A 12,557-nucleotide genomic window follows, 5' to 3' on the forward strand; every position below is an offset into this window, starting at 1 on the left:
GTCAAATAATGGCTTGATGCAACGAAATATTGTGTCAATGGTAGATTGAAAATATATGTAGGGTTGGATGGTAGCTGTCAAAAATTAAAAGTTAGGGTTAGACCCGTGCTCAATTTTCATGCTTGAACACGTTCAACCACAAAAAACGACCTTGCCGGAGACGCGAAGGTTTTTGAATACCCATAAAATCTATTGATTTTTGTGGGTTTGTATGATCTTGACTTCGCGTGATGTGACGCTTTGGGGCCGCATTTTCCGAGGGAAATGGGTTTGAGAAGAACAGATTTTCTGAATAGAAAAAGGGGTAGAAATTTCTTTCTACCCCTTCTCTAAGCCCTTGATTTACAAGGATTTGTATGGTGCCCCGAGGGAGACTCGAACTCCCACTCCTTTCGAAAACGGATTTTGAATCCGCCGCGTCTACCAATTCCGCCATCAGGGCTTGTGGCGGCGAAGTATAGTGAGGCGCCTACCGTTGGTCAATCAGCTTTCATGGTCAATTTTGCCGCTTTCCGCTAAACTTTGCGGCCCTGTCAAACCGATCACCATCATGCGCGTCGCCGATTTCTCCTTTGAGCTTCCAGATTCCCTGATCGCCCGCCATCCACTGGCTGAACGGCGCAGCAGCCGGCTGTTGACCCTCGACGGGCCTACCGGCGCGCTCGCGCATCACCAGTTCACCGACCTGCTCGAGCACCTGCGCCCGGGCGATCTGATGGTGTTCAACAACACCCGGGTGATCCCGGCCCGACTGTTCGGCCAGAAGGCCTCCGGCGGCAAGCTGGAGATCCTCATCGAGCGTGTGCTCGACAGCCATCGCGTGCTCGCCCACGTGCGCTCGAGCAAGTCGCCCAAGCCAGGCACCCAGCTGCTGATCGACGGCGGCGGCGAAGCCGAGATGGTCGCGCGCCACGACGCGCTGTTCGAGCTGCGCTTCACCGAAGAGGTGCTGCCACTGCTCGACCGCGTCGGCCACATGCCGTTGCCTCCTTATATAGACCGCCCCGACGAAGGCGCCGACCGCGAGCGCTATCAGACGGTCTATGCGCAGCGCTCCGGCGCCGTCGCCGCGCCCACCGCCGGCCTGCACTTCGATGAAGAGCTGATGGGCAAGATCGCCGAAAAGGGCGTGAGCACCGCCTTCGTCACCCTGCACGTGGGCGCCGGCACCTTCCAGCCGGTGCGCGTGGAACGCATCGAAGATCACCACATGCATAAAGAGTGGCTCGAAGTGGGCCAGGACGTGGTGGACGCCGTGGCCGAATGCCGGGCGCGCGGCGGGCGGGTGATCGCGGTCGGCACCACCAGCGTGCGCTCGCTGGAAAGCGCGGCGCGCGACGGTACGCTCAAGCCGTTCAGCGGCGATACCGACATCTTTATTTTCCCGGGCCGCCCGTTCCACGTGGTCGACGCCCTGGTGACCAACTTCCATTTGCCCGAATCCACGCTGCTGATGCTGGTTTCGGCCTTCGCCGGTTACCCCGAGACCATGGCTGCCTACGCCGCAGCGGTGGAAAACGGCTACCGCTTCTTCAGTTACGGTGATGCCATGTTCATCACCCGCAATCCGGCGCCACGCGGGCCCGAGGATCAAGCATGAGTCGCACCTGTCGTATGTCCTTCGAGTTGCTGGCCACCGACGGCAAGGCCCGTCGCGGCCGCCTGACATTCCCCCGGGGCGTGGTCGAAACCCCGGCCTTCATGCCGGTGGGCACCTATGGCACGGTCAAGGGCATGCTGCCGCGCGACATCGAGGCCATCGGCGCGCAGATGATCCTGGGCAACACCTTCCACCTGTGGCTGCGCCCGGGCACCGAGGTGATCAAGGCCCACGGCGACCTGCACGACTTCATGAAGTGGCAGGGCCCGATCCTCACCGACTCCGGCGGCTTCCAGGTGTTCAGCCTGGGCGCGATGCGCAAGATCAAGGAGGAGGGCGTGACCTTCGCCTCCCCGGTGGACGGCTCCAAGGTGTTCATGGGCCCGGAAGAGTCGATGCAGGTGCAGCGCGACCTGGGCTCGGACGTGGTGATGATTTTCGACGAGTGCACCCCGTACCCGGCGGATGAAGATGTGGCGCGCATCTCCATGGAGCTGTCGCTGCGCTGGGCCCAGCGCTCCAAGAACGCCCACGGCGACAGCACTGCAGCGCTGTTCGGCATCGTGCAGGGCGGCATGCACCGCAACCTGCGCGAGCGTTCGCTGGAGGGCCTGGACAAGATCGGCTTCGACGGCCTGGCCATTGGCGGGCTGTCGGTGGGCGAGCCCAAGCACGAGATGATCAAGGTGCTGGACTACCTGCCGGGCATGATGCCGGCTGACAAACCTCGTTACCTTATGGGGGTAGGCAAGCCGGAAGATCTCGTTGAGGGTGTGCGCCGCGGCGTCGACATGTTCGATTGCGTGATGCCCACGCGCAATGCGCGCAACGGTCATCTGTTTGTCGATACCGGCGTGCTTAAAATCCGTAACGCGTTCCATCGCCATGATGATTCGCCACTGGATCCGACCTGTGACTGCTACACCTGCCAGAACTTCTCCCGCGCTTATCTGCATCACCTGGATAAATGCGGCGAAATGTTGGGCAGCATGTTGAATACCATCCACAACTTGCGTCATTACCAGCGCCTGATGGCTGGTTTGCGCGAGGCTATTCAACAGGGTACATTGGCCGCCTTTGTCGATGCCTTTTACGCCAAGCGCGGGCTGCCTGTGCCGCCCTTGGATTGATGTTCTGTCGAACCTGACACACGTACAACAACTTGCAACTTGGAGTGCTAAATGAGCTTTCTGATTCCTGCCGCTTACGCGGACGCAGCAGCCCCGGCAGCTGCCGCCGGCCCAGCCGGTACCGGCTTCGAGTGGATTTTCCTGGTCGGCTTCCTGGTCATCTTCTACCTGATGATCTGGCGTCCACAGGCCAAGCGCGCCAAAGAGCAGAAGAACCTGCTGAGCAACCTGCAGAAAGGTGACGAAGTTGTCACCAACGGCGGTATTGCCGGCAAGATCGTCAAAGTGGCCGATGACTTCGTGGTGCTGGAAGTGTCCGACACCGTGGAACTGAAGTTCCAGAAGGGTGCTATTGCCGCGACCCTGCCCAAGGGCACGCTCAAAGCGATCTAAGTTTCAGATTTTCTACAATCGACGGGGCGCGCAAGGCGCCCCGCGTCTTGAACGGGCGGCGTGATGCTGAACAAATATCCTCTATGGAAATACGCACTGATCCTGGCGGTACTGGCGATCGGTTTTATTTATTCCGCTCCCAACCTCTACCCTGACGACGCGGCTATTCAGGTCAGTGGTGCCAGCACGGCGCTGCAGGTCAGCCAGGCCGACCTGGACCGTGCCACCAAGGCACTGGCCGACGCCGGTATCGCGGTCAAGGGTGCAAGCCTGGGCGAGAAGGGCAAGGGCGCACTGGTGCGTCTGGCCAAACAGGACGACCAACTGCCGGCCAAGGACGTTGTGCGCAAGGCGCTGGGTGACGACTACGTCGTTGCACTGAACCTGGCCCCGACCACTCCGCAATGGCTGCGCAACCTGGGTGCAAGCCCGATGAAGCTGGGCCTGGACCTGTCCGGTGGTGTGCACTTCCTGCTTGAAGTGGACATGGACAAGGCCATGGCGGCACGTCTGAAGGTGTACGAAGGCGAAGTCAAAAGCCTGCTGCGCAAGGAGCGTGTGCGCTACCGCAGCCTGCCGCAGCAAGATGGCGGCATTCAACTGGGCTTCTCCGATGACCAGTCCCGCGAACAGGCTCGCAGCCTGATCCGCAAGAATTTCAACGATTTCGAGCTGACCACCACCGAGCGTAACGGCCTGTCGGTGCTGCGTCTGGCGATTACCCCGGCCAAGGTCGCGGAAATCCGTGAATACTCGATCAAGCAGAACCTGACCACGGTACGTAACCGCGTCAACGAACTGGGTGTGGCCGAGCCACTGGTTCAGCGCCAGGGTGCCAACCGCATCGTGGTCGAGCTGCCAGGCGTGCAGGACACCGCCGAAGCCAAGCGTATCCTGGGCAAGACCGCGAACCTGGAGTTCCGTCTGGGTGCCGAGCCGGGTGCGTCCAAGGCCACTACCGAGACCTTCGAGTTCCGTGAGGGCGGTCGCCCACCGGCAGCGGTCGAGCGTGGCCTGATCATCACCGGTGACCAGGTCACCGACGCCCAGGCCAGCTTCGACGAGCAGGGTCGCCCGCAGGTGAACATCCGCCTGGATGGCCACGGCGGTGAGCTGATGAGCCGCGCCACGCGCAGCAACGTCGGGCGCAGCATGGCGGTGATCTTCATCGAACAGCGTCCGGTTACCCGCTACGTCAAGCAGATGGTCGACGGTGTCGAGAAAGACGTGCCGGTGCAGTCGTTCGTGGAAGAGAAGCGCATCATCAGCCTGGCGACCATCCAGTCGCCGCTGGGCAGCCAGTTCCGCATCACCGGCCTGAACGGCCAGGGTGAGTCGTCCGAACTGGCCCTGCTGCTGCGTGCCGGTGGTCTGGCGGCGCCGATGTACTTCGCCGAAGAACGTACCATTGGCCCGAGCCTGGGTGCCGACAACATCACCAAGGGTATCGATGCATCGCTGTGGGGCATGCTGTTCGTGTCGCTGTTCATCATGGCCATCTACCGTGCTTTCGGCCTGATCGCCACCATCGCCCTGGCGGGCAACATGGTGCTGCTGCTGGCGCTGATGTCGCTGCTGGGGGCTACGCTGACCCTGCCGGGCATTGCCGGTATCGTGCTGACCATGGGTATGGCGGTCGACGCCAACGTACTGATCTTCTCGCGCATACGTGAAGAACTGGCCAATGGCATGTCGGTGCAGCGCGCCATCCACGAAGGCTTCAATCGTGCCTACACCGCGATCGTCGATGCCAACCTGACCACCCTGCTGGTGGGCGGCATCCTGTTCGCCATGGGTACCGGTCCGGTCAAGGGCTTCGCGGTTACCATGTCCCTCGGGATTTTCACCTCGATGTTCACGGCCGTCATGGTCACCCGCGCAATGGTCAACCTGACCTGCGGTGGGCGGGATATCAAGAAGTTGTGGGTATAAGGGGCTGCCATGTTACGTACCATTAACTTCATGGGTGTGCGGAACGTCGCGTTCGGCGTCACCCTGCTGCTGACTGTGCTGGCACTGTTCAGCTGGTTCTACAAAGGGCTCAATTTCGGCCTGGACTTCACCGGCGGTACGCTCATCGAGCTGACCTACGAGCGCCCGGCCAACCTTGGCGAGGTTCGTGAAGAGCTGGTCAGGTCCGGCTTCCACGATGCCGTGGTGCAGAGCTTCGGTGCTACCACCGACCTGCTGGTGCGCATGCCGGGCGACGACCCGATGCTGGGCAACAAGGTGGCCGAGGCGCTGCAGAAGATCAGCACCGACAACCCGGCCACGGTCAAGCGTGTCGAGTTCGTCGGCCCGCAGGTGGGCGAGGAACTGCGTGACCAGGGCGGCCTGGGCATGCTGCTGGCGCTGGGCGGCATCCTGGTCTACCTGGCCTTCCGCTTCCAGTGGAAGTTTGCGGTGGGCGCCATCCTGTCGCTGGTGCACGACGTGATCGTGACCATGGGCATCCTGTCGTTCTTCCAGATCACCTTCGACCTGACGGTGCTGGCGGCGGTGCTGGCGATCATCGGCTACTCGCTCAACGACACCATCGTGGTGTTCGACCGGGTACGGGAAAACTTCCGCGTGATGCGCAAGGCTTCGCTGATCGAGAACATCAACGTCTCGACCACCCAGACCCTGCTGCGTACCGTGGCCACCTCGGTGTCCACCTTGCTGGCGATCGCGGCACTGCTGTTCTTCGGTGGTGACAACCTGTGGGGCTTCTCGCTGGCACTGTTCATCGGTGTAATGGCCGGTACCTACTCGTCGATCTACATCGCCAACGTGGTGCTGATCTGGCTGAACCTGAACAGTGAAGACCTGATCCCGCCGGTGAAAACCGAGGGTGTGGACGAGCGTCCATAAGGCTTTTTGCCACTGTCCTGAGCGGTACAAGAAGGCGCGAGTATTGAACTCGCGCCTTTTTTTATGCTCCAAGGCTGGGAGAAGCGCGGGCGTGTTCCCGCAGGTAAATCAGGAGGTTCACGTGAACAAGTCAATGCTGGTGGGTGCGGTGCTGGGTGCTGTCGGTGTCACTGCCGGAGGTGCCGTGGCTACCTACAGCTTGGTCAAGGGCGGGCCGCAATACGCGCAGGTGACGTCGGTGCAGCCGGTCAAGCAGACCGTCAAGACGCCACGGGAAGTCTGCAAGGATGTCACGGTGACCCGTCAGGCGCCGGTGAAGGATCAACACCAGATCGCCGGTACCGTGCTGGGCGCCGTGGCAGGTGGGTTGCTGGGTAACCAGATCGGCGGCGGCAATGGCAAGAAGATCGCGACCGTGGCCGGTGCCGTCGGTGGTGGCTATGCCGGCAACAAGGTGCAGGAAGGCATGCAGAACCGCGATACCTACACCACCACGCAAACCCGCTGCAACACGGTCAATGACCTGAGCGAGAAGGTGGTGGGGTACGACGTGAAGTATTCGATTGGCGACAAGGCCGGGCAGGTGCGCATGGAGCGCGACCCGGGTTCGCAGATCCCGCTGGACGAGAATGGCAAGCTGGTACTGACGCAGGCACAGCCTGGGCAGTGATGGCCCTTTCGCCGGCAAGGCGGGCTCCTACAAAGCCATGCGCAACCTGTAGGCGCCGGCCTTGCCGGCGAAGAGGCCCGAAAGCCAGCCACAAAAAAGCACCCCGAAGGGTGCTTTTTTATTGCCCGGCTGAAACTCAGCGCTTCAGCGAGGCCGGCAGGTGCGGCTGGATCGCCGTCAACACCGCCTTGAAGCACTTGATGTTGCCGGCAACGATGTGGCCCTTCTCGAGGAAGTCATGACCACCGGTGAAGTCGCTCACCAGGCCGCCCGCTTCCTGGATCAGCAGTGCGCCTGCCGCCATGTCCCACTCGCTCAGGCCCGACTCCCAGAACGCATCGAAGCGGCCGGCGGCCACATAGGCCAGGTCCAGGCTCGCGGCGCCGGCGCGGCGGATGCCGGCGGTCTGGCCGACCAGGGCACGGAACATGCCCAGGTAGTTGTCCAGGCCATCCATCTGGTTGTCACGGAACGGGAAGCCGGTACCCAGCAGGGCGCCGTCCAGGCTGGTGCGACCGCTGACGCGCAGGCGGCGACCATTGAGCTGGGCGCCACGGCCACGGCTGGCGGTGAATTCTTCCTGGCGTACCGGGTCGAGGACCACGGCGTGTTCCAGGCGGCCGCGGTACTTGCACGCGATGCTCACGGCAAAGTGAGGGACGCCACGCAGGAAGTTGGTGGTACCGTCGAGCGGGTCGATGACCCACAGGTAGTCCTTGCCTTCTTCGCCGTTGCCAGCATGCAGGCCGGTTTCTTCACCGTAGATGGAGTGGTTCGGGTACGCCTTGCGCAGGGCGTCGACGATGACTTTTTCCGCCGCGCGGTCGACTTCGGAGACGTAATCCTTGGCGTCTTTCTCATCTACCTTGATGGTATCCAGGCGCTCGATGGAGCGGAAAATCAATTCACTGGCGCTGCGGGCGGCGCGCAGCGCGATATTCAGCATGGGCTGCATGGACGTTTCACCTGGGTCGTTAAAGAAAGCCGAACATTCTAGCAGAAAACTTTGAACGAAGAAGGGCGACATTTGCTTTCATAGCGTAATGCCGGTCGCTTCTGTAAGATTTGCTCCCTTCCTTCCGTGTCTGTGAGCCGTGCCCGTGCTGCCAAGAATTCGTGTCGTCCTGGTCAATACCAGTCACCCCGGCAATATCGGCGGGGCTGCGCGCGCCATGAAGAACATGGGCCTGTCGCGCCTGGTGCTGGTCGAGCCGAACGACTTTCCTTCCCACGAGGCCAGTGCCCGTGCCTCCGGCGCCGATGACGTGCTGGCGGGTGCCGAGGTGGTGGCCACGCTCGAGGATGCGCTGGTGGGCTGCACCCTGGTGGTGGGCACCAGTGCCCGCGACCGGCGCATCCCGTGGCCCCTGCTCGATCCGCGCGAATGCGGCGCCAAGGTCGTCGAGCAGGCAGGCGAGGGTGCCGAGGTGGCGCTGGTGTTCGGCCGTGAACATGCCGGCCTGACCAACGACGAGCTGCAGCGATGTCATTATCACGTGCATATCCCGTCCAACCCGGATTTCAGTTCGCTGAATCTGGCGGCTGCGGTCCAGGTCCTGGCCTATGAAGTGCGCATGGCCTGGCTGGCAGCCGACGGGCAGGCGTCGAAAGTCGAGAAGGTCGAAGTGGCCTCGGTGCGCAGCGCCGAGCTGGCGACCATGGACGAAATGGAGCTGTTCTACCAGCACCTGGAGTCCGCGCTGGTGGACATCGGCTTTCTCGACCCGACCAAGCCCAAGCACCTGATGCCGCGTTTGCGTCGCCTGTACGGGCGCAGCGCGGTGAGTCGATCGGAAATAAGCATTTTGCGCGGCATCCTCACCGAAACCCAGAAAGCGGCCCGGGGCGATGCGCACAAGCGGAAGGATCAGTAAATGTTCGAGCGTCTGCGTGAAGATATCCAAAGCGTTTTCCACCGTGACCCGGCGGCGCGCAATGCCTTTGAAGTGCTGACCTGCTACCCGGGCATGCATGCGATTTGGCTGCACCGCGCGGCGCATGCCCTGTGGGTACGGGACTGGAAGTGGCTGGCGCGGCTGGTGTCCAACTTCGGTCGCTGGATGACCGGCATCGAGATTCACCCCGGTGCAAAGGTAGGACGGCGCTTCTTCATCGACCACGGCATGGGCATCGTGATCGGCGAAACCGCCGAGATCGGCGATGACGTGACCCTGTACCAGGGCGTGACCCTGGGCGGCACCAGCTGGAACAAGGGCAAGCGCCACCCGACCCTGGAGGACGGCGTGGTGGTGGGGGCCGGCGCCAAGGTGCTGGGCCCGTTCACCGTGGGCGCGGGGGCCAAGATCGGCTCCAATGCGGTGGTCACCAAGGCGGTGCCGGCCGGCGCTACGGCGGTGGGCATCCCGGGGCGTATCATCGTCAAGTCCGACGCCGAGCAGGAGGCCCGGCGCAAGGCCATGGCCGAGAAGATCGGCTTCGACGCCTACGGCGTGAGCGAAGACATGCCCGACCCGGTGGCCCGCGCCATCGGCCAGTTGCTCGACCACCTGCAAGCGGTGGACGGGCGCCTGGAGGACATGTGCGGTGCGCTCAAGAACCTGGGCAGCGACTACTGCGCCAAGGAACTGCCGGCCCTGCGTGACGAAGACTTCGCGGACGTGAAGGCCGACGCCCGCAGCGACGCGTCGACGCATTGACAGAAGGGCGTGCGCTGGCGCGCCCGACTTTGCTACACTCTGCGCCGCCTCTCAGGCGCAATCCCGACTAAAGCAGTAGGTCTTATAGTTGACTTAAATGCTCGGGAATCGCATACTCGCACACATCCCGTAACTCCCGTGGTACCAAATAGCCATGCGACTGACTACAAAAGGCCGATACGCCGTGACTGCCATGCTTGACCTGGCGTTGCACGCGCAAAACGGGCCGGTGTCCCTGGCCGACATTTCCGAGCGCCAAGGCATCTCCCTTTCCTATCTGGAGCAGCTGTTTGCCAAGCTGCGTCGCAGCAGTCTGGTTTCCAGTGTGCGCGGTCCAGGCGGCGGCTACCAGCTGTCGCGCGTGATGGAAAGCATCCAGGTAGCCCAGGTGATCGATGCGGTCAACGAATCGGTCGACGCTACACGCTGCCAGGGCCTGGGTGATTGCCACGCTGGCGATACCTGCCTGACCCACCACTTGTGGTGTGATCTCAGCCAGCAGATTCACGAATTTCTGAGCGGTATCAGCCTGGCTGACCTTGTTACTCGCCGTGAGGTGCAAGAAGTCGCCCAGCGTCAGGACCTGCGCCGCATGGCGGGCCGGACACCGCATCTGGACAAGATTGAGACATCCGCCGTCGAATGACCGTTTCGACTGCGCGATGAGCCCGCCTGATAGGAGATATTCAATGAAGTTGCCGATCTACCTCGATTACTCCGCGACCACCCCGGTCGACCCACGTGTCGCCCAGAAGATGAGCGATTGCCTGCTGGTCGACGGGAACTTCGGTAACCCGGCCTCGCGGTCCCACGTCTTTGGCTGGAAAGCCGAAGAAGCGGTCGAGAACGCTCGCCGCCAGGTCGCCGACCTGGTCAACGCCGACCCGCGGGAAATTGTCTGGACCAGTGGCGCCACCGAGTCCGACAACCTGGCAATCAAGGGCGTCGCGCACTTCTACGGCACCAAGGGCAAGCACCTGATCACCTCCAAGATCGAGCACAAGGCCGTTCTGGACAGCACCCGTCAGCTGGAACGTGAAGGCTTCGAAGTCACCTACATCGAGCCGGGCGCCGATGGCCTGATCACCCCGGCCATGGTCGAGGCAGCCCTGCGTGAAGACACCATCCTGGTGTCGATCATGCACGTGAACAATGAAATCGGCACCATCAACGACATCGCCGCCATTGGCGAGCTGACCCGCTCGCGTGGCGTCATGTTCCACGTCGATGCCGCGCAGTCCACCGGCAAGGTCGAGATCGACCTGCAGAAGCTGAAGGTCGACCTGATGTCGTTCTCGGCGCACAAGACCTACGGCCCCAAAGGCATCGGCGCGCTGTACGTCAGCCGCAAGCCGCGCGTGCGTCTTGAAGCCACCATGCACGGCGGCGGTCACGAGCGCGGCATGCGTTCGGGCACCCTGGCTACCCACCAGATCGTCGGCATGGGCGAAGCCTTCGCCATCGCCAAGGAGCTGATGGCCAGCGAGAACCTGCGTATCAAGGCGCTGAGCGACCGCTTCTACAAGCAGGTCGAGAACCTTGAAGAGCTGTACATCAACGGCAGCATGACCGCGCGTATTCCGCACAACCTGAACTTGAGCTTCAACTACGTCGAAGGCGAGTCGCTGATCATGGCCCTCAAGGACCTGGCAGTGTCTTCGGGTTCGGCGTGCACCTCGGCATCGCTCGAGCCGTCCTACGTGCTGCGCGCCCTGGGCCGCAACGACGAACTGGCGCACAGCTCGATCCGCTTCACCTTCGGTCGCTTCACCACCGAAGAAGAAATCGACTACGCCGCGCAGAAGGTCTGCGAGGCCGTGACCAAGCTGCGCGAATTGTCGCCGCTGTGGGATATGTACAAAGACGGCGTCGACATCTCCAAGATCGAGTGGGCTGCGCACTAAGTAGTCGCCAGCAAGAGCGGCTCTCTGATGAGGAAGGAATAGCACCATGGCTTACAGTGAAAAGGTCATCGACCACTACGAAAACCCACGCAACGTCGGCAAGATGAATGCCGAGGACCCGGATGTCGGTACCGGCATGGTCGGCGCGCCTGCGTGCGGCGACGTGATGCGCCTGCAGATCAAGGTCAACGAGCAGGGCGTCATCGAAGATGCCAAGTTCAAGACCTACGGCTGTGGTTCGGCCATCGCTTCCAGCTCCCTCGCTACCGAGTGGATGAAGGGCAAGACCCTGGACGAAGCCGAAACCATCAAGAACACCCAGCTGGCCGAAGAACTGGCGTTGCCGCCGGTGAAGATCCACTGCTCGGTACTCGCCGAGGACGCCATCAAGGCGGCCGTGCGCGATTACAAGCAGAAGAAAGGTTTGCTCTAAGTTCGCCTGTTGCAGGTAAGGAGTCTCGATGGCTATCAGCATGACAGAAGCCGCCGCCAACCACGTGCGGCGCTCCCTCGAAGGACGCGGCAAGGGTGACGGCATTCGCCTGGGCGTTCGCACCACCGGCTGCTCGGGCCTGGCCTACGTGCTGGAGTTCGTCGACGCGCCGGACAGCGAGGACCAGGTGTTCGAAAGTCACGGCGTCAAGGTGATCATCGACCCGAAAAGCCTGGTGTACCTGGACGGAACCGAACTGGATTTCGTCAAGGAAGGGTTGAACGAAGGCTTCAAGTTCAACAATCCCAACGTGCGCGGTGAGTGTGGCTGCGGCGAAAGCTTCAACGTCTGAGGCTGCGCGTGGGTACTCCTTGTCATTTCGCCCTGTTTGACCTGCAGCCGGGCTTTCGCCTGGACCTCGATAAGCTGGCCGCGCGCTATCGCGAGCTGGCCCGCGAGGTTCACCCGGACCGCTTCGCCGATGCCCCCGAGCGTGAACAGCGCCTGGCGCTGGAGCGCTCGGCCGGCCTCAACGACGCCTACCAGACCCTCAGGAGTGCGCCCAAGCGGGCGCGCTACCTGTTGGCGATGGGGGGCCACGAAGTGCCGCAGGAAGTCACTGTCCACGACCCCGAGTTCCTCTTCCAGCAGATGCAATGGCGAGAAGAGCTCGAAGACCTGCAGGACAGTGCCGACCTCGATGGCGTGGGCGCGTTCAAGCGCCGCCTGAAGGTCGCCCAGGAAGCACTCAACGAGGACTTCGCCGCCTGCTGGGAGGATGCTGCGCAGCGTGAACAGGCCGAGCGCCTGATGCGCCGCATGCAGTTCCTCGACAAGCTCGCCTATGAAGTGCGCCAGCTGGAAGAGCGCCTCGACGATTAACCCGGTGGCGCCGTTGGCGACACCCCTGGTATCAG

The 12,557-nt window shown here is 62.2% G+C and carries 14 protein-coding genes and 1 tRNA gene; 13 read left to right on the plus strand and 2 right to left on the minus strand.

The features are described from left to right. Nucleotides 1–357 precede the first annotated feature (357 nt). A tRNA-Leu gene (locus tag KH389_RS04600) sits at nt 358–442 on the minus strand. Between the two features lie 108 nt (nt 443–550). Between KH389_RS04600 and queA the strand changes: the two genes are divergently transcribed. From queA to KH389_RS04630, 6 genes are all read left to right on the plus strand, one after another. Beyond that, a complete protein-coding gene (gene queA / locus KH389_RS04605; protein ID WP_213606969.1) occupies nt 551–1,600 on the plus strand; it encodes a tRNA preQ1(34) S-adenosylmethionine ribosyltransferase-isomerase QueA in 1,050 nt (349 codons plus the stop codon). A 14-nt stretch (nt 1,601–1,614) separates the two neighbouring features. Next, nucleotides 1,615–2,730: a tRNA guanosine(34) transglycosylase Tgt gene (tgt, locus tag KH389_RS04610; RefSeq protein WP_162484886.1), complete on the plus strand. Its 1,116-nt coding sequence runs from the start codon at nt 1,615–1,617 to the stop codon at nt 2,728–2,730. Between the two features lie 51 nt (nt 2,731–2,781). After that, nucleotides 2,782–3,123 (plus strand): preprotein translocase subunit YajC, encoded by a 342-nt coding sequence (yajC, locus tag KH389_RS04615; protein WP_043864455.1) that lies wholly within the window; start codon nt 2,782–2,784, stop codon nt 3,121–3,123. Nucleotides 3,124–3,186: 63 nt separating this feature from the next. Next, nucleotides 3,187–5,055, plus strand: a complete 1,869-nt coding sequence (gene secD / locus KH389_RS04620; protein WP_054916607.1) for a protein translocase subunit SecD — start codon at nt 3,187–3,189, stop codon at nt 5,053–5,055. 9 nt (nt 5,056–5,064) lie between these two features. Further along, nucleotides 5,065–5,976 (plus strand): protein translocase subunit SecF, encoded by a 912-nt coding sequence (gene secF / locus KH389_RS04625; protein ID WP_043864457.1) that lies wholly within the window; start codon nt 5,065–5,067, stop codon nt 5,974–5,976. A gap of 121 nt (nt 5,977–6,097) precedes the next feature. Next, nucleotides 6,098–6,646 (plus strand): glycine zipper 2TM domain-containing protein, encoded by a 549-nt coding sequence (locus KH389_RS04630; protein ID WP_043864458.1) that lies wholly within the window; start codon nt 6,098–6,100, stop codon nt 6,644–6,646. 136 nt (nt 6,647–6,782) lie between these two features. Here KH389_RS04630 and suhB read toward each other — a convergent pair whose 3' ends face one another. Further along, entirely contained in the window at nt 6,783–7,601 is an 819-nt protein-coding gene (suhB, locus tag KH389_RS04635; protein ID WP_043864459.1) for a type III secretion system regulator SuhB, read from the minus strand. Nucleotides 7,602–7,746: 145 nt separating this feature from the next. On the opposite strand from suhB, the gene trmJ reads away from it, so the two are divergent. From trmJ to hscB, 7 genes are all read left to right on the plus strand, one after another. Next, nucleotides 7,747–8,520, plus strand: a complete 774-nt coding sequence (trmJ, locus tag KH389_RS04640) for a tRNA (cytosine(32)/uridine(32)-2'-O)-methyltransferase TrmJ (protein ID WP_043864460.1) — start codon at nt 7,747–7,749, stop codon at nt 8,518–8,520. Beyond that, the gene (gene cysE / locus KH389_RS04645) at nt 8,521–9,303 is read left to right on the plus strand and encodes a serine O-acetyltransferase (protein WP_054916605.1); all 783 of its coding nucleotides are present in this window, start codon (nt 8,521–8,523) and stop codon (nt 9,301–9,303) included. It abuts the gene before it with no gap. Nucleotides 9,304–9,457: 154 nt separating this feature from the next. Then, on the plus strand, nt 9,458–9,949 hold the full coding sequence (gene iscR, locus KH389_RS04650) for a Fe-S cluster assembly transcriptional regulator IscR (RefSeq protein WP_043864462.1): 492 nt from the start codon (nt 9,458–9,460) through the stop codon (nt 9,947–9,949). Between the two features lie 43 nt (nt 9,950–9,992). Next, nucleotides 9,993–11,207 (plus strand): IscS subfamily cysteine desulfurase, encoded by a 1,215-nt coding sequence (locus tag KH389_RS04655; protein ID WP_043864463.1) that lies wholly within the window; start codon nt 9,993–9,995, stop codon nt 11,205–11,207. Nucleotides 11,208–11,253: 46 nt separating this feature from the next. After that, on the plus strand, nt 11,254–11,640 hold the full coding sequence (iscU, locus tag KH389_RS04660) for a Fe-S cluster assembly scaffold IscU (protein WP_002552476.1): 387 nt from the start codon (nt 11,254–11,256) through the stop codon (nt 11,638–11,640). 28 nt (nt 11,641–11,668) lie between these two features. Further along, the gene (gene iscA, locus KH389_RS04665) at nt 11,669–11,992 is read left to right on the plus strand and encodes an iron-sulfur cluster assembly protein IscA (RefSeq protein ID WP_043864464.1); all 324 of its coding nucleotides are present in this window, start codon (nt 11,669–11,671) and stop codon (nt 11,990–11,992) included. An 8-nt stretch (nt 11,993–12,000) separates the two neighbouring features. Next, nucleotides 12,001–12,522 carry a co-chaperone HscB gene (gene hscB / locus KH389_RS04670; protein WP_213606971.1) on the plus strand — a complete coding sequence of 174 codons (522 nt, stop codon included), beginning with the start codon at nt 12,001–12,003 and terminating at the stop codon, nt 12,520–12,522. Nucleotides 12,523–12,557: the final 35 nt, after the last annotated feature.

Source organism: Pseudomonas qingdaonensis, from assembly GCF_018398475.1.
In the GTDB taxonomy this organism is placed as follows: Bacteria; Pseudomonadota; Gammaproteobacteria; order Pseudomonadales; family Pseudomonadaceae; genus Aquipseudomonas; species Aquipseudomonas palmensis.